This window comes from Burkholderia sp. HI2761 (assembly GCF_002223355.1).
Taxonomy (GTDB): Bacteria; Pseudomonadota; Gammaproteobacteria; order Burkholderiales; family Burkholderiaceae; genus Burkholderia.
Genome location: NZ_NKFN01000007.1, coordinates 1,366,447 through 1,383,815, shown reverse-complemented (window position 1 = coordinate 1,383,815; position 17,369 = coordinate 1,366,447). Strand labels below are relative to the sequence as shown.

The 17,369-nt window shown below is 67.1% G+C and carries 15 protein-coding genes; 3 read left to right on the top strand and 12 right to left on the bottom strand.

The window, feature by feature from the left end:
• Positions 1–144 precede the first annotated feature (144 nt).
• Genes CFB46_RS23840 through CFB46_RS23830 form a run of 3 tightly spaced genes read left to right on the top strand, consistent with a single transcriptional unit; the run spans position 145 to position 3,243 of the window.
• Positions 145–1,209, top strand: a complete 1,065-nt coding sequence (locus CFB46_RS23840) for an acyltransferase family protein (RefSeq protein WP_089501486.1) — start codon at positions 145–147, stop codon at positions 1,207–1,209.
• Between the two features lie 35 nt (positions 1,210–1,244).
• Positions 1,245–2,291, top strand: coding sequence for a GDP-mannose 4,6-dehydratase (gene gmd / locus CFB46_RS23835; protein WP_027782637.1), 1,047 nt, complete (start codon positions 1,245–1,247; stop codon positions 2,289–2,291).
• Complete coding sequence (locus CFB46_RS23830) at positions 2,278–3,243, top strand: NAD-dependent epimerase/dehydratase family protein (RefSeq protein ID WP_089501485.1); 966 nt, start codon at positions 2,278–2,280, stop codon at positions 3,241–3,243. The genes gmd and CFB46_RS23830 overlap by 14 nt, the downstream gene beginning before the upstream one ends.
• Positions 3,244–3,340: 97 nt before the next feature.
• Here CFB46_RS23830 and CFB46_RS23825 read toward each other — a convergent pair whose 3' ends face one another.
• The 12 genes from CFB46_RS23825 to CFB46_RS23770 all read right to left on the bottom strand — a co-directional run bounded on the left by CFB46_RS23825 (position 3,341) and on the right by CFB46_RS23770 (position 16,993).
• The gene (locus CFB46_RS23825) at positions 3,341–4,531 is read right to left on the bottom strand and encodes an O-succinylhomoserine sulfhydrylase (protein WP_089502321.1); all 1,191 of its coding nucleotides are present in this window, start codon (positions 4,529–4,531) and stop codon (positions 3,341–3,343) included.
• A gap of 260 nt (positions 4,532–4,791) precedes the next feature.
• Positions 4,792–6,324 (bottom strand): amidophosphoribosyltransferase, encoded by a 1,533-nt coding sequence (purF, locus tag CFB46_RS23820; RefSeq protein ID WP_089501484.1) that lies wholly within the window; start codon positions 6,322–6,324, stop codon positions 4,792–4,794.
• Positions 6,325–6,334: 10 nt separating this feature from the next.
• Positions 6,335–6,874, bottom strand: a complete 540-nt coding sequence (locus tag CFB46_RS23815; RefSeq protein WP_089501483.1) for a CvpA family protein — start codon at positions 6,872–6,874, stop codon at positions 6,335–6,337.
• 7 nt (positions 6,875–6,881) lie between these two features.
• On the bottom strand, positions 6,882–7,718 hold the full coding sequence (locus tag CFB46_RS23810; protein ID WP_027782632.1) for an SPOR domain-containing protein: 837 nt from the start codon (positions 7,716–7,718) through the stop codon (positions 6,882–6,884).
• Positions 7,719–7,747: 29 nt separating this feature from the next.
• Positions 7,748–9,058: a bifunctional tetrahydrofolate synthase/dihydrofolate synthase gene (gene folC / locus CFB46_RS23805; RefSeq protein WP_089501482.1), complete on the bottom strand. Its 1,311-nt coding sequence runs from the start codon at positions 9,056–9,058 to the stop codon at positions 7,748–7,750.
• A 389-nt stretch (positions 9,059–9,447) separates the two neighbouring features.
• Complete coding sequence (gene accD / locus CFB46_RS23800; RefSeq protein WP_027782630.1) at positions 9,448–10,320, bottom strand: acetyl-CoA carboxylase, carboxyltransferase subunit beta; 873 nt, start codon at positions 10,318–10,320, stop codon at positions 9,448–9,450.
• 64 nt (positions 10,321–10,384) lie between these two features.
• Complete coding sequence (gene trpA / locus CFB46_RS23795; protein ID WP_027782629.1) at positions 10,385–11,200, bottom strand: tryptophan synthase subunit alpha; 816 nt, start codon at positions 11,198–11,200, stop codon at positions 10,385–10,387.
• A 41-nt stretch (positions 11,201–11,241) separates the two neighbouring features.
• Positions 11,242–12,093, bottom strand: a complete 852-nt coding sequence (locus CFB46_RS23790; protein WP_089501481.1) for a DNA-methyltransferase — start codon at positions 12,091–12,093, stop codon at positions 11,242–11,244.
• Positions 12,094–12,102: 9 nt separating this feature from the next.
• Positions 12,103–13,296, bottom strand: coding sequence for a tryptophan synthase subunit beta (gene trpB, locus CFB46_RS23785; protein ID WP_027782627.1), 1,194 nt, complete (start codon positions 13,294–13,296; stop codon positions 12,103–12,105).
• A gap of 54 nt (positions 13,297–13,350) precedes the next feature.
• Positions 13,351–14,052: a phosphoribosylanthranilate isomerase gene (locus tag CFB46_RS23780; protein WP_089501480.1), complete on the bottom strand. Its 702-nt coding sequence runs from the start codon at positions 14,050–14,052 to the stop codon at positions 13,351–13,353.
• Positions 14,049–14,861 (bottom strand): tRNA pseudouridine(38-40) synthase TruA, encoded by an 813-nt coding sequence (gene truA, locus CFB46_RS23775; protein WP_059837484.1) that lies wholly within the window; start codon positions 14,859–14,861, stop codon positions 14,049–14,051. The genes CFB46_RS23780 and truA overlap by 4 nt, the downstream gene beginning before the upstream one ends.
• The gene (locus CFB46_RS23770) at positions 14,861–16,993 is read right to left on the bottom strand and encodes a FimV/HubP family polar landmark protein (protein WP_089501478.1); all 2,133 of its coding nucleotides are present in this window, start codon (positions 16,991–16,993) and stop codon (positions 14,861–14,863) included. Before CFB46_RS23770 ends, truA begins: the two co-directional genes overlap by 1 nt.
• Positions 16,994–17,369 lie beyond the last annotated feature (376 nt).

Below are 17,369 nucleotides of genomic sequence, written 5' to 3'. Positions count from 1 at the left end.
CGGCATTTTGATATTTGTCGGCGGATAAATGTCGCGCGTTTTTTTACCGATTTATTTTCCCTAGAATCGATTTCGATTCCATATTCCATTTAAAGGCATGCAATACGTACACGCATCGGATGCGGGTCGTGAAGGAGCCGCGCGATGACGGCCCTGTCGCGCCCCGCCGACCTCGCCCCGCCGCAACACGGCCGCATCGTCCAGCTCGACGGGCTGCGCGCGATCGCCGTGGGCGCCGTGTTCCTGCAGCACGCACTGAAGGCGCCGCTATGGATGGGCGTCGATCTGTTCTTCGTGCTGAGCGGCCTGCTGATCACCGGCATCCTGCTCGATCGTAAGGCGCGCGGGCAGTCGTACTTCAGCCACTTCTATGCGCGGCGCGTGCGCCGCATCCTGCCGCCGTACGTACTGCTGCTGGTGGTGTCGACGCTGCTGTTCGGCGCGAGCTGGCTGCCGCACTGGCCGTGGTTCGCGTTCTTCTCGACCAATATCGGGCTGTCGCTCGGCAGCATCGGCCATGACAGCCTGAACGTGCTGTGGTCGCTCGCGGTCGAGGAGCAGTTCTACATCTTCTGGCCGTTCGTCGTGCTCTGGTGCTCGGAACGCGCGCTGCTGTGGGTCGCCGCCGCGCTGATCGTCGCGGCACCGGTGCTGCGCGCGATCGCGACGCCGTGGTTCGATTCGTTCTGGCCGATCTACTACCTGACGCCGTTCCGGATGGACCTGCTCGCGGCCGGCGCCTTGCTCGCGATCGTGCTGCGCCGCGACCGGCGCGCGCTGGAGCCGTTCTATCCGCTCGCGATCGTCGGCGCGCTCGTGTCGCTGGCGATTCTCGGCTGGCTGCACCTGTCGTTCCCGCGCTTTCGTGCGGCGAACACGCCGACGTCGAATGCGGCGCTCTACAGCATCTCGCTGCTGCTGTGCACGTCGATCGTCGTGATCGCGCTGCGCGGCCGCGGCCTCGTGCAGCGCGTGCTGACGAACCCGCTGCTCGTGTACGTCGGCACCGTCAGCTACACCGTCTACCTGATCCACCTGAGCGTGCTGTACGCGCTGTGGCCGCTGCACCTGAACCGCTTCGTCACGGCCGCGCTCGCGCTGGCGATCACGCTCGCTTACGCGACCTTGAGCTGGTACGGCTTCGAACGGCGCCTGACGCGCGGGCCTGCGCGCCGCGCGGTGCCGGCTGCCGCCGGCACGACCGCCTGAATTTCATCATCCATCGCTTCTACCAGGACAACGCCATGAGCCAAACTCGTAAAAAGGCCATCATCACCGGAATTTCGGGGCAAGACGGTGCGTACCTGACCAAACTGCTGCTCGACAAGGGCTACGAGGTCACCGGCACCTACCGCCGCACCAGCTCGGTGAATTTCTGGCGCATCGCCGAACTGGGCGTCGATACGCATCCGAACCTGACGCTCGTCGAACACGATCTCACCGACGCCGGTTCGAGCCTGCGCCTGCTCGAACGCACGCAGCCGGACGAGCTCTACAACCTCGCCGCGCAAAGCTTCGTCGGCGTGTCGTTCGACCAGCCGGCGACGACCGCCGAAGTGACCGGCATCGGCCCGCTGAACCTGCTCGAGGCGATTCGCGTCGTGAGCCCGAAGACGCGCTTCTACCAGGCGTCGACGTCCGAGATGTTCGGCAAGGTCCAGGCCATTCCGCAAACGGAAACCACGGCGTTCTATCCGCGCAGCCCGTACGGCGTCGCGAAACTGTACGCGCACTGGATGACCGTGAATTATCGCGAGTCGTACGGCCTGTTCGGCAGCAGCGGGATCCTGTTCAACCACGAATCGCCGCTGCGCGGCCGCGAATTCGTCACGCGCAAGATCACCGACACGATCGCGAAGATCAAGCTGGGCAAGGCGACGCGCCTCGAACTGGGCAATCTCGACGCGAAACGCGACTGGGGCTTCGCGCTCGAATACGTCGAAGGAATGTGGCGGATGCTGCAGGCCGACGAGCCCGACACCTACGTGCTGGCAACCAACCGGACCGAAACCGTGCGCGACTTCGTGCGGATGGCGTTCGCGGCGGCCGGCTACCAGATCGAATGGACCGGCAAGGGCGAGCAGGAGCGCGGCCTCGACGCATCGACCGGCAACGTGCTCGTCGAAGTGAACCCGAAGTTCTACCGCCCGGCCGAAGTCGACCTGCTGATCGGCTGCGCGGACAAGGCGAAAAGCAAACTTGGCTGGGCACCCAAGACGACGCTCGAACAACTTTGCCAGATGATGGTCGAAGCGGATTTGACGCGGAACCAACACCATGACACGTTCTGAAACCGGGCGTCCGTCGCGCCGTGCATTCGTCACGGGCCTGACGGGCTTCACCGGTCGCTACATGGCCGAACGCCTGCAGGCGGCCGGCTATGACGTCTGGGGCACGGTCGCGCCCGGCACGCCCCGCCCGGCCGATCCGGCATTCGCACACTGCACGCTGCTGCCCGTCGATCTGCTCGACGCGGAGGCAATGCGCGCAGCCGCGGCCGACGCACGACCCGACGCGGTCGTGCATCTCGCCGCGCGCGCGCATGTCGCCCAGGACGAGCCGTCGCAAACCTACGCGGTCAACATCGTCGGCACGCGCAACCTGCTGGCGGCGCTCGCCGGCCTCGACCGCCGCCCGTCGGCCGTGCTGCTGGCGAGCAGCGCGAACGTCTACGGCAACTCGACGGCCGGCGTGCTCGACGAAGCCGTCGTGCCTGCCCCGGCGAACGACTACGCGGTCAGCAAGCTCGCGATGGAATATGCGGCGAAGCTATGGGCCGACCGGCTCCCGATCGTGATCGCGCGGCCGTTCAACTACACGGGCGTCGGCCAGAGCGACGCGTATCTGCTGCCGAAGCTCGTCGCGCACTACGCGTCCAACGCACCGCGGATCTCGCTCGGCAACCTCGACGTGAGCCGCGATTTCTCCGACGTGCGCGACGTGACGGCCGCCTATCTGAAGCTGGTCGAAGCCGCGCCGGCCGGCGAGACGTTCAACGTCTGCTCGGAGCGCGCGTATTCGCTGAAGGAAGTGCTGGCGATGCTGTCGCGCATCGCCGGCTACGTGATCGACGTGACGATCGATCCGCGCTTCGTGCGACACAATGAAGTGAAAAGCCTGAGTGGGTCGCGCGACAAGCTGCGGCGCGCGGTGGGCGAATTACCTGTCACGCCGCTCGACGAAACGCTGCGATGGATGGTGGACGCGATGCGTGCCGAACCGCACGGGCACGCCGCTGGCTGAACGGCAAACACGCGCGACGGCATGCGCCAAAACGACGACGGGCCGCTCTCTCGAGCGGCCCGTTTCATTGATGCCGAGCAAACATCGGCTGTATCGATCAGCCGCCCAGACCGCGCGCCAGATCGTTGCGAATGTCGGCTGCGTGCTCGAGGCCGACCGCGAGGCGGATCAGCCCCTCGGTGATCCCCGCCGCCGCGCGCGCTTCCGGCGTGATGCGGCCGTGCGTCGTGGTCGCCGGATGCGTGATCGTCGTGCGCGTGTCGCCCAGGTTGCCGGTGATCGACACCAGTTGGGTGCCGTCGATCACGCGCCATGCGTTCGCGCGCTGCTGCTCGGGCGTGTCGCCCTTCAGCTCGAACGACACGATCGCGCCGCCCGCCTTCTGCTGGCGCTTAGCGAGTTCATGCTGCGGATGCGATTCGAGCCCGGGATAGAACACGCGCGCCACCGCCGGATGCGAGTCGAGCCAGCGCGCGATCTCCAGCGCGTTGGCCGATTGCTTCTCGACGCGCAGCGACAGCGTCTCCATTCCCTTCAGCAGCACCCACGCGTTGAAGGCCGACAACGTCGGGCCCGCGCTGCGCACGAACGGGAACACCTTGCCCATGATGAATTCCTTCGAGCCGACCAGCGCGCCGCCGAGCACGCGGCCCTGCCCGTCGAGGAATTTCGTCGCCGAGTGCATCACGACGTCCGCGCCGAGCTTCAGCGGCTGCTGCAGCACCGGGCTGCAGAAACAGTTGTCGACGACGAACAATGCGTTCGCGGCCTTCGCGATCTTGCCGATCGCTTCGATGTCGGCGAGCTCGGTCAGCGGGTTCGACGGCGTCTCGAGGAAGAACATCTTCGTTTCCGGCCGCACGGCTTCCTGCCAGGCGTTCAGGTCGGTCGGGTCGACGAAGGTCGTCGTGATCCCGAACTTGCTGAAGATCTGCGAGAACATCCCGAGCGTCGAGCCGAACAGGCTGCGCGAGCTGACGAGGTGGTCGCCCGCCTGCAGCGCGGACATCACGACCGACATGATCGCGGCCATGCCCGACGCCGTCGCGATGCACGCCTCGCCGCCCTCGAGCGCGGCGAGACGCTCCTGGAACATGGTGACGGTCGGATTCGTGAAGCGCGAGTAGGTGAAATAGTCTTCCGAATTCGCGAAGCGCTCGGCAGCTTCAGCCGCGCTCGAGAAGCAGAAGCTCGACGTGAGGAACAGCGCTTCCGAATGCTCGTTGAAGTCGCTGCGCAGCGTGCCCGCGCGCACGGCAAGCGTGTCGAAGTTGAGGGAGTCGTCCATGTTCCGTTTTCCGTATTCGATGGCCGCGCCGACGGTCATGCATGAGGCGCGGACCCGGTCAAAACCCAGGCCAAAAAACAAAAAGCCCGCTATGCGTCTGCATCAGCGGGCTTCGGTGCGGTACGACAGCGATCGACTCGGGCCGGCTGCCGCCGGCCTTCGCTTTAGCTGTTTTGGGAAGTTGCCCCGCGTCCGCAAGCTGATATCAAATCGACGCAAGGCCACATCCTATCACGCCTCGATAAAAGCGTGCGCCGGCGTTACTCCACCGACAGTTGCAGGTTCATCTGCGAACGCTCGGTTTCGCCGGCCGTGTCGCGATCGGCCTGCGACGCCGGCGTGAGGCGCGCGCGCTCGATCGCATCGAGATACTCGGGCGTCACGGCGCCGGTGATGTAGTTGCCGTCGAAGCACGACGCCTCGAAGTGCTCGAGCTTCGGGTTGATGTCGCGCACCGCGCGGCGCAGATCGTCTACATCCTGGTAGATCAGGTGGTCGGCGCCGATGATCTTCGCGACTTCCTCGTCGGTGCGGCCGTGCGCGACGAGCTCGCCGCGCGTCGGCATGTCGATGCCGTACACGTTCGGGAACTTCACGGGCGGCGCCGCCGACGCGAAGATCACCGACTTCGCGCCCGCATCGCGCGCCATCTGCACGATTTCGTGCGAGGTCGTGCCGCGCACGATCGAATCGTCGACGATCAGCACGTGCTTGTCCTTGAACTCGATGCTCATCGCGTTGAGCTTCTGGCGCACCGACTTCTTGCGCACGGCCTGCCCCGGCATGATGAACGTCCGGCCGACGTAGCGGTTCTTGAAGAAGCCTTCGCGATACTCGACGCCCAGCTTCGCGGCGACCTGCATCGCGGCCGGGCGCGACGAATCGGGAATCGGCATCACGACGTCGATCGGCACGTTCGGCAGTTCGCGCTTGATCTTCTCGGCGAGATAGTCGCCCATGCGCAGGCGCACGTTGTAGACCGGCACGCCGTCGAGGCACGAATCCGGACGGGCGAGATACACGTATTCGAACATGCACGGATTCAGCGTCGGGTTCTCCGCGCACTGCTGGCTGTGGAAGTTGCCGGCCTTGTCGATGAAGATCGCTTCGCCCGGCTCCAGGTCACGCACGAATTCGAAACCGATGCCTTCGACCGCCACCGACTCCGACGCGACCATCCATTCGGTGCCGTTTTCGGTCTCGAGCTTGCCGATGCACAGCGGACGGATGCCGAACGGGTCGCGGAACGCGAGCAGGCCGTAGCCGGCGATCAGCGACACGATCGCGTACGAACCCTGCAGGCGGCGATGCACGCCCGAAACCGCCTTGAACACGGACGCCGGATCGAGCTCGAGGCCCGTGGTCGACAGTTGCAGCTCGTGCGCGAACACGTTGAGCAGCACTTCGCTGTCGGAGTTGGTGTTGATGTGCCGGCGGTCGATCCGGAACATCTCGTCCTTCAATTGCTGCCAGTTCGTCAGGTTGCCGTTGTGCGCGAGGATGATCCCGAACGGTGCGTTCACGTAGAACGGCTGCGCCTCGGCCTCGCTCGACGCCGAGCCGGCCGTCGGGTAGCGCACCTGGCCGATGCCGTAGGTGCCGGGCAGACTGCGCATGTTGCGCGTGCGGAACACGTCGCGCACCATGCCGTTCGCCTTGTACATGTGGAAATTGCTGCCGTCCGCCGTCGCAATGCCCGCCGCGTCCTGACCGCGATGCTGCAGCAGCAGCAGGCTGTCATAGATCAGCTGATTGACCGGGGATTGGGAGATAACGCCTACGATGCCGCACATGGCATGTCCTTCAAGATGACAAAATCGGTTCCGTCCTGCCCGGCCGCGTCGTCACACGCGTACGTACGTACTGGGCCATGCCGTCGGGCAGGAGCTGCTTCAGCTCGTGCACGCCCTGTTCGGCAAAAGGACGCAATAGCGCATTGCGCCAGAAATCCTGTTTGGGCAGTTCGGTCAGCCCGGCCGCCGCGACCAGCAGCACCACCAGCACGCAGCCGCGCACCAGCCCGAACATCATGCCCAGCGAGCGGTCGACGCCGCCCAGGCCACTCGCCTGCGCGATCCGCGACAGCAGCGCATTCGCCACGCCGGCGACCAGCACGACGCCGATCACGAGCAACGCGAAGGCGATCACCCACTGCGTCAGCGCGCCGCCCGGCCAGTTCGCCGGGATGTACGGCACGACCAGCCCGACATAGCGGCCCGCGATCACGATCGCCGCGATCCAGCCGATCAGCCCGAAAATCTCGGACACGAAGCCGCGCCACGCGCCGCGCAGCGCCGACAACACGATCACCGCCAATACAGCGTAGTCGAAAGCCGTCAGCATCGTGGCCTTACTGCGTCAGACCGGCTTCGCGCACCTTCGCGATCGCGGCGGAGGCCGCCGAGCGATCCGCGAACGGGCCGGCACGCAACAGTGTAGCCGTGCTGCCGTCTGCCTGCTTGCGATGCTCGACATATGCGGGCACACCCGCCGATTTCAACTTGGTCGCCCACGAACGGGCCGTCGCGTCATCCTTGAACGAACCGAGCTGCACCGCGAAGCGCGCACCGGCCGGCGATGCCGGCGACGACGCGTCGCCGCTGTCCGGGCTGGCGGCGTCGGCATTCGCGACGGTTGCGGGCGCAGGCTTCGGCGCGGCCGGTTTTGCCGCGGGAGCAGCCGGCTTCGGCGCGGGCTTCGGCGGCGTCACGCTCGCCGTGGCGGTCGTATCGGGTTTCGCGGCCGGCTTGGCGGCATCCTTCGGCGCGGGCGCCGGTGCGGCCGCAACGGCCGTGTCGGAGGCCGGCGGTTCGTCGTGCGCGACGCCTGCCTGCACGTCGGACACATCGTCGTCGCGCGGCGCGACCGCCTGGTGGGCGGGCCGGTTCGGGATGTCGATCGCGATGTCGTCGGTGACCGGCTTCGGGTGCGAATCGAGCACCATCGGCAGCACGATCACCGCGGCCACGACGAGCGCGATCGCGCCGACGAGGCGACGGCGCGCGCGTTGCTTTTCTGGAAGGGTCGGATCGAGGAGCAGTGCGTCCGATTCCGGACGCTCGGTGCGGCGCGAGCGTCGCTCGACGCGTTCAGTGCGCTCCGTGCGCACGTTCCGGGAGGCCCCGGTGCGACCGCCGCGCCGCGGAGGCGCGTCGTCGTCTTTTTTGCCGAACGAGAAAATTCCCATGAATGGCTGAATCCGAAACTGCCCGTCAGTCAGTGTTGCTGCGATTTACGGTAGGCCAGCACGCCGGCAACCGTATGGAAACTGCCGAAAACCACGATTCTATCATTCTCGGATGCTCTTTTTAGTGCATCGCGAAACGCTTCCGCGGGCGACGCGTAACGCGTCACGCTCGAATCGGGCCCCTCCTCCACGCCGGCCTTGCGCAGCGCGGCTTCGAGCTGCTCCGCGGAAGCCGCGCGCGGCAGCGGCAGGTCGGTCACGCACCAGTGGTCGATCTCGCCCTTCAGGTGCTGCAGCACGCCGTCGATGTCCTTGTCGTGCATCGCGCCGAACACCGCGTACGTGTACGGGAAGAAGCCCATGTTGCCGAGGTTCTGCTCGAGCACGGCCGACGCATGCGGATTGTGCGCGACGTCGAGCACGATCGCCGGCTTGCCGGGCAGCACCTGGAAGCGCCCCGGCAGCTCGACATTCGCCAGCCCGAGCCGGATGTCCTGCGCGGACACCGGCAGCAGCGGGCGTAGCGCTTCGAGCGCGGCGAGCGCGGCCGACGCGTTGATCAGCTGATTCGCGCCGCGCAGCGCCGGATACGCGAGTGCCGGATAGCGCTTCTCGCGGCCGAGGTAGCTCCATTGCTGGCGCTCGGCGCCCGCCTGGGCCTCGTAGCGGAAATCGCGGCCGACGAGCCATAGATCGGCGCCGATCGCTTCGGCGTGGTCGATCAGCGTCTGCGGCGCGGCCGGATCGCCGCAGATCGCCGGCTTGCCCGCGCGGAAGATCCCGGCCTTCTCGAACGCGATCTTCTCGCGCGTGTCGCCGAGGTATTCGGTGTGGTCGATGTCGATGCTCGTGACGATCGCGCAATCGGTATCGATGATGTTGACCGCATCGAGCCGGCCGCCGAGGCCGACTTCGAGAATCACCGCGTCAAGCCCGCGCGCCGCGAACAGGTGGAGGATCGCGAGCGTCGTGAATTCGAAATACGTGAGCGATACGGGCTCGGCCAGCGACGTGCGCGCGGCTTCGACGGCCTCGAAGTGCGGCAGCAGTTCGTCGTCGGTCACGTTCTGCCCGTTCACGCGTGCGCGCTCGTTGAATTCGAGCAGGTGCGGCGACGTGTGGCAGCCGACCTTGTAGCCCGCGCGCACGAGAATCGTCTCGAGGAAGGCGCAGGTCGAGCCCTTGCCGTTCGTGCCGCCGACGGTGATCACGGGGCACGCGAATTCAAGCTGCAGCGCCGCCTTGACCTGCCCGATGCGGGTCAGGCCCATGTCGATGCCGACCGGGTGCGCGCGTTCGAGATGCGAAAGCCACGCGTCGAGAGTGGGAAAAGTGCTCATCGGATCAAATCTGGATCGGTACGGCTACTACGCCCAAAAAAACGAAGCGCGCCGCCTAGGGCCTGTTCACGCTAATAACGGGCTTGCGAACGTGCCTTTGCGCCCGCAGGGCAAGGAGTGAGGAGGCGCAATAGCCGTTGCTATTGCAACGACGAACGACGCCGCCATGCGGGCGCAAAGGCACGTTCCCCTGTTTAGAAAAATGCATTCGTGGGGCTGGCCCCCAGAAGGGGCGATCGCCGCGTCATGCTCCTCGCCAATACGTCGAGTATTCGCTTCGTCGCAATCCTCGCGCTCGGCCCTTCTGGGGGCCAGCGCAAGCCCGTTATTAGCGTGAACAGGCCCTAGCTAAAGCCAGGCGACGCGCGGAGTTCACAACCTTGCGCCGGTCAAGCCAGCGCGTCGGCCGGCTGTCGCTGCAGCAGCGCGAGCAATTGCGCGATCTCGTCGCGCATCTTGCGGCGGTCGATGATCATGTCGATCGCGCCCGTCTTCAGCAGGAATTCGGCGCGCTGGAAGCCTTCCGGCAGCTTCTCGCGGACCGTCTGCTCAATCACGCGCGGGCCGGCGAAGCCGATCAGCGCCTTCGGCTCGGCGATCACGACGTCGCCGAGGAACGCGAAGCTCGCCGACACGCCGCCCATCGTCGGGTCGGTCAGCACCGAGATGAACGGCAGCTTCGCTTCGGCCAGCTTGGTCAGCATCGCGGTGGTCTTGGCCATCTGCATCAGCGACAGCAGGCTTTCCTGCATCCGTGCGCCGCCCGATGCGGTGAAGCAGATGAACGGCACGTGCTGTTCCAGCGCGTTCTGCGCACCGCGCGCGAAGCGCTCGCCGACGACCGAACCCATCGAGCCGCCCATGAACGAAAACTCGAAGCAGGCAGCCACGACCGGCAGCGTGTGGATCGCTCCGCCCATCACGACCATCGCGTCGGTCTCGCCGGTTTCGTCCATCGCTTCCTTCAGACGATCGGGGTACTTGCGGCTGTCCTTGAACTTCAGCGAGTCGACCGGCACGATTTCCTGGCCGATTTCGTAGCGGCCTTCCGGATCGAGCAGCCCGTCGAGACGCTCGCGCGCGCCGATGCGCATGTGGTGATCGCACTTCGGGCACACGTGCAGGTTCGCGTCCACGTCGTTGCGATAGAGAACGGCCTCGCAGGACGGGCACTTGACCCACAGGCCTTCCGGAATGCCCTTGCGGCTTTTCGGGTCGGTCTGCTTGATCTTCGGCGGCAACAGTTTGTCGAGCCAGCTCATCGTATGGTTTCCTGTTCCGTGGCGGGCCGGGCGACATGCACCCGGGCCCGCTTTCATCTGTTGTTTAGGCGGCCGTCTTGCCCGCGCCGTCCAGCGCGGCGCGCAGCTCGGCAATGAAGGCCTGCAGCGCGGCCGCGGCACCTTCCGGCGCAGCGCTTTCGAGCAGCTGCACGAGGCGGCTGCCGATCACGACGGCGTCCGACACCTCGGCCACCGCGCGCGCCGTTTCGGCGTCGCGGATACCGAAGCCGACACCCACCGGAACCGGCACGCGCGACTTGATGGCCGGGATTTTACCTGCAATGCTCGAAACATCCAGATTTCCCGCGCCGGTCACACCCTTGAGCGACACGTAATAGACGTAGCCGCTCGCGATCTTGCCGACGTCGGCGATGCGTTCGTCGGTCGACGTGGGCGCGAGCAGGAAGATCGGATCGATCTGCGCGGCGCGCATCTTTTCCGCGAACACCCCCGCCTCTTCAGGCGGATAGTCGACCACCAGCACGCCGTCGACGCCGGCCGCGTGCGCTTCGGCCGCGAACGCGTCGACGCCCATCCGTTCGATCGGATTCGCATAGCCCATCAGCACGACGGGTGTTTTGGGGTCGGTTTCGCGAAAACGCTTCACGTCGGCGAGCACGCTCTTCAACGTGACGCCGCGCGCGAGCGCGCGTTCCGACGAGCGCTGGATCACGGGGCCGTCGGCCATCGGGTCCGAGAACGGCACGCCGAGTTCGATCACGTCCGCGCCGCCTGCTGCGAGCGCGTGCATGAATTCGACGGTTTTCGCGGGATCGGGATCGCCGGCCGTGATGAACGGGATCAGGCCCTTACGGCCTTGTTCGGCGAGCGCGGCGAAGGTCTGCTGAATACGGGACATGGCAATTTTCCTTGAGGCGATCGGCAACGCGGCGGCGCGACTCACGCGCACGCCGGTGCGGCGAGCGCGTTCACGCGCTCGTGCGCGATCGCGCAATAACTTTCGTTGATCTCGTAGCCGACGAAGTCGCGCCCCTGCCGTGCGCAGGCCACCGCGGTCGTGCCGCTGCCCATGAACGGATCGAGCACGCGGCCGCCCGGCGGGCAGCTCGCGAGCACCATCCGCTCGATGATTTCCAGCGGCTTCTGGGTCGGATGATCGACGCGCTCCGCGTGCTGCCGGTGCAGGCGCGAGACCGACCAGACGTCCTTCGGGTTGTAGCCCATCTCCAGCCACTTGCTGCCTTCGAACAGCTTGCGCGAGCGGGCCTTCTTCGTGTCGGCGTCGTACGGGATGCGGACCGGATCGAGATCGAAGTAATACGCCCTGGAAACCGCGAAAAAGCCGATGTTGTCGTGCACCGACGTGAAACGGCGCGTCGTGCCGCCCATGCTCGGCACGCGCCGGTCCCAGATGATCTCGTTGACCATCGTGAGCTGCGTCTTCAGGAAACTGAAGATTTCCGGCGCGTACTGCCACGTGCAGAAGATGTACATCGACCCGCTCGGCTTCAGCTTCGGAATCGCGAGCTCGAGCCACTCGCGCGTCCACGCGAGGAAATCGTCGCCCGAACGCTTGTCCGAGTCGTTGCCGTAGTCCTTGCCGAGCCCGTACGGCGGATCGGCGACGATCAGGTCGATCGACGCATCCGGCAGGTGCGCGGCATCGGTCAGGAAATCGCGGTTGTGCAGTTCGATACCGGGCGGCAGCACGCGCGGCACGGCAGCGGCGGGCTGAGCCGCCTCCGCCTCGCTCGCGGCGCCGCCGCCCGGCTCTTCGATCAGGTCACGCATCGGTGGGGGTCAGAGCTCGATGCCCGATCGCTCGGCGACCGTGTGCATGTCCTTGTCGCCGCGGCCCGACAGGTTGACGAGCAGGAGCTTGTCCTTCGGCAACGTCGGCGCGAGCTTCACGCCATACGCGATCGCGTGGCTCGACTCGAGCGCGGGAATGATCCCCTCGATCCGGCAGCAGTCGTGGAATGCCTTCAGCGCTTCCTCGTCGGTGATCGGCACGTACTGCGCGCGGCCGCTGTCCTTCAGCCATGCGTGTTCGGGGCCGACGCCCGGATAGTCGAGGCCCGCCGACACCGAATGCGTCTCGATGATCTGGCCGTTGTCGTCCTGCAGCAGATACGTACGGTTGCCGTGCAGCACGCCCGGGCTGCCGGCGATCAGCGATGCCGCGTGATGGCCCGTGTCGAGACCGTCGCCGGCCGCTTCGACGCCGATCAGCTGCACCGAACGATCGTCGATGTACGGATAGAAGATGCCCATCGCGTTCGACCCGCCGCCGACGCAGGCGATCACCGCGTCCGGCTGCCGGCCTGCGAGCTCGGGCATCTGCACCTTGCACTCGTCGCCGATCACGCGCTGGAAGTCGCGCACCATCATCGGGTACGGGTGCGGGCCCGCGACCGTGCCGATGATGTAGAACGTGCTTTCGATGTTCGTGACCCAGTCGCGCATCGCCTCGTTCAGCGCGTCCTTCAGCGTGCGCGAACCCGATTCGACCGGCACGACCGTCGCGCCGAGCAACTTCATCCGGTAGACGTTCGCGGCCTGCCGGCGCACGTCCTCCGAGCCCATGTAGACCACGCACTCCATCCCGAAGCGCGCGCAGATCGTCGCGGTCGCGACGCCGTGCTGGCCGGCGCCGGTTTCCGCGATCACGCGCTTCTTGCCCATGCGCTTCGCGAGCAGCGCCTGGCCGATCACGTTGTTGATCTTGTGCGCGCCCGTATGGTTCAGGTCTTCGCGCTTCAGGTAGATCTGCGCGCCGCCGAGCATCTCGCTCCAGCGCTGTGCGTGATAAATCGGCGACGGGCGGCCGACGAAATACTTCAGCTCGCGCTCGAATTCGGCGACGAAGTCGGGATCGTTCTGGAACTTTTCATACGCGGCGCGCAGCTCGTCCAGCGCGTGAATCAGCGTCTCGGCGACGAACACGCCGCCATACGGGCCGAAATGGCCGCGATCATCAGGAAGGTTGTACATGGTGTCTCTCTCGATCGGTCGGTGCGCCCGCTTGGGGGGCCGCACCGGCTTGCATCACCCGGCGTCCGCTTCGCGCACCGCGCGTACGAACGCCGCCATCCGGGCGTGATCCTTCACGCCCTTCGCGCCCTCCACTTCGATGCCACTCGAGACATCGACAGCAAACGGACGCAGCTGGCGGATCGCATCACCGACGTTTTGCGCGTTCAAGCCACCACTCAAAACGGCCCGACGCGCGAGCTCTGCGGGAATAAGAGACCAATCGAAGACCTTGCCGCTACCGCCGTAATCCGGCACCAGGGTGTCGAACAGGAGGCCGCGCGCTTTCGAATAATGAAGAGCCGATTCTACCAAATCGGACGGCTGCGTCGAGGGGCCGACGCGCACCGCGCGCAACCACGGCAGGCGCGCCGCGCGGCCAAGGGCATCGCACTGCTCGGGCGTCTCGTCGCCGTGGAACTGCAGCACCGTGAGCGGCACGTCGCGCACGACGGCCTCGATCTCGGCTTCGGTCGCATTCACGAACAGCCCGACCACCGATACGAACGGCGGCGCCAGGCTCGCCAGCTCGGCCGCCTGCGCGATCGTCACCGCGCGCGGGCTCTTCGGGTAGAACACGAGGCCGATCGCATCGGCGCCGAGCGCCGCCGCGTGCAGCACGTCCTCGCGGCGCGACAGCCCGCACAGCTTGATGCGTGTGCGCGGCGGCAGGGCCGCCGCGGCGGAATTCGAAGAAGGCACCTCGTGATCCGTCATGATAGTGGGTCCAGATCGGCCCAGACGCTGCTCCACGGCACGCTGCCGAGCTGCGCGGGCGGGACGGCGAATTCCGCCGGGTAGCCGACGTGGGCGAGGTACAGCCCGTCGGCCATGAACGTGGGCGCCGCGAGATTGCGGTCGCGGCCGGCCAGCACGTCGGCGAGCCAGTCGGCCGGGTAGCGGCCGCGCCCGACCGCGACGAGGCAGCCCATCAGGTTGCGCACCATGTGATGCAGGAACGCGTTCGCGCGGAAGCGGAAATGGATGAAATGCCCCGCGCGCCGCACGTCGATCTGATACAGGTGTTTGACCGGCGTCTTCGACTGGCATTCCGACGACCGGAACGACGAAAAATCGTGCTCGCCGATCAGGTGCGCGGCAGCGGCGCGCATCGCGTCGTCGTCGAGCGGCGTGTGGATCCAGCCCGCGCGGCCGGCCAGCATCGGCGAGCGCACGGGGTGCACGTACAGCGCGTAGTAGTAGGTGCGCTCGAACGCCGAGAAACGCGCGTGGAACGTGTCCGGCATCGGCTTCGCCCATTGCACCGAGACGGTCGGCGGCAGGAACGCGTTGGTGCCGCGCACCCACGAGAACACTTCGCGCTCGAGGTCGGTGTCGAAATGCACGACTTGCCCGAGCCCGTGCACGCCGGTGTCGGTCCGCCCCGCGACCGTCGTGTGCAGCGGCACCCGCGCGAATTCGGCCAGCGCATGTTCGAGCCGATCCTGCACGGTCTTGCCGTGCGGCTGCGCCTGCCAGCCGCAGAACGCCGCGCCGTCGTACTGGATGCCCAGCGCGATCCGCATCACGCCTCGTCCGCCAGTTTCGCGAGCAGCGCGCGTGCGTCGTCGCGCGTCGCGGCGTCGTTCGCGTCGACCACTTCCTGCAGCAGCGTCCGCGCGCCGGACAGGTCGCCCAGTTCGACGTATTCGGCAGCGAGGTCTAGCTTGTTGCGGGCGATGCGCGCGAGCTCGTCCGGGGTGAGCGCGGGCAGCGCGGCGCCCGGCGTGGACGGCAGGTCGAGATCGAAGTCGAGCTTCAGCGCGCCGAACTGCGCGCCGCCGAGCGGCGGCAGCGACGACGTCGTGGGCAGGTTGCCCGCGTGGCCGGCAGGCGTCGCCGCATCCGGATCCCAGTCGAACTCGTCGTCCTGGTCGGCCGGATGTTCCGGTGTCGTCTCACCCGAACCCATCGATGGGTGCTCGGCGGGTTGACCGTTAGTTGCGATTTTATCGGCGTCGGACTGCGCTGTCCGTACAGACGGTTCCTCTTCCGTCGACGACGGTTCGTCTGCCGTCCGCGGCGGCAACGGCATGTCGAGACTGTTGAGCGCGCTGATCGCGTTCTGCATCAGCGTCGCGTGCTGCGCTTCGGTCGTCGAAGGGGCTGCGGATGCGGTGGCGGGCTCGGCGGGTTTGTCGGCGGCAGCGGCTTTTTCGACCGGTTCCGCGTCGTGCGAAGCCTCGGTCGGAGCCGGGGGTGCCGCGTTCGCAGGCGGCTCCGCGGCGTGAGCAGGCGGCAATTCAGGCGACGCGTCGCGCGGCGCCGTCATTTCGGGCGCGGACGATGTGTCTGCGGGCGGCTCGACCGTCTCCGCCGCAGCGGCAGTCGCCGCGGCGAGATTCATGTCGGACGCCGCATCGCGTGCAACCGGCATCTCGGGTGTGATCGGCAGTTCGCGTTCGACGGACGGCGGGGCTTCCGCTTCTACAACCGCGGCACCGCCTGCCGCGGTCGCAGCCGTACCCGCATCGTCCGCGCGGCGACTCTTCCGGCGCTTGCGCCACGCGAAGCCGGCCGCGAGCACGATCACGGCGGCGCCGGCCACGGCGGCCGGGCGCCAGTCCATCTGTTCGGTACGACGTGCAGGCGTCGCGACGGGTGCGGCCGGTTGTACCGAAGCCGATGCCGGTTGCGGCGCACTGGCGGCCACACCCGACGCGGCTTCGTCTGCCGTCGAGGCAGCGGCCGACGCACCGGCGTCATTCGCGGCCGGACGCGGCGCGGTGGGCGCGGGCGCAGGCGCAATGCCGGTCGTCGTTGCCGGTTTGCCGAAGCCGTGCTTCTGCAACTCCATCAGCACGCGATTCTTTAATGCCAGCAATTGCTGCAGGCTCGACGGCCGCGGCTGCGACGCACCCACGGCGGGCGCCGCACCGGCCGGTTCGTGCACGCCGGAAACCGGGCTGCCCGGCATCGACGGCCCCGCGGCCTCGCTCGCCGACGACGGCGCCGACTGGATCGCACCGCTCCATACATGCGGACCGCTTGCCCCGGCCATGGGCGCCACCGGCTGCATGCTGTCGACAGCCGACGCGCCATATGCGGCCGACGCGCCGGTCGAAGCCGAAGCACCGATTGAAGCCGAAGCCCCGCTCGAAGCCGATGCCCCCGCCGCCGCACTCGCCCCGTTCACCGGAGCGGCATGTACGGCCGGCGCCATCGACGCGGGCTGCACTGCCGAGCCGGGATGCGGCGCGGATGCGCCATGCTGCGCGCTCGCCGCCCCGCCCGATGCGGCGGCGGGCATGGAAGCGGCCGCCGTGCCGGATGCAGCGGACACAGCCGACGCCCCGGCCGGCACGAGCGCCGCGCCGGTGGCATCGAGCGCGGGCACGGTCAGCGTCGCGCCGACTTTCAGGCGGCTCGCGTCGCGCTTCATGAAGGCCTGCGGATTGGCGTCGAACAGCGCACGGCCCGCGCGCGCGAGCACGCCCGGATCGTGCGACTGCGTGGCCGCTTTCGCGATGTCGTTCAGCGACTGGCCCGGCTGGACCGTCACGGTAAGCGGGGCGGCGGCGCCGGCGGCGGACGCCGGCAGTTCGCCGGTGCCGGCTGCCCACGCCGATACGGCCGCGCCGAGCGCCAGGATCGCCAGCGCGCCATGCACGGCGCGCGACAGACGGGACTGACGCGGAAACAAGGAAATTCGGGACATCGTTGGCTCTATCGCCGCGCGCGGGCGCAGCTCGGATTCGCGGTTGGAAGCGTCAAAAGTGGCTGCAGAAATGCAAAAGCGTCGCGCGGAACGCGACGCTTTTGGCGGCTCTGTGCGTCGTAACCGCGTAGTTTACTTCACGTGATCGGGTTCCGGCCGAATTCGTCGCTCGCCAGTGCTACCGGCCGCGGGCGGGCGCTCGTGTCGCGCGAGTCCGCCGGGCCTGCCGCAGCCCATGCATCCGATCGATCGAAGCGAACCTGCGCGTGCTGTCGAAAACTCCCTCGCGGCGACATCGCCCCGCCGTTCGAATGATGCGGCTTTCTGGTGTTCACCGTGTGTACGCCGCAGGATCGCGGCGACGGAATCGCAAGCG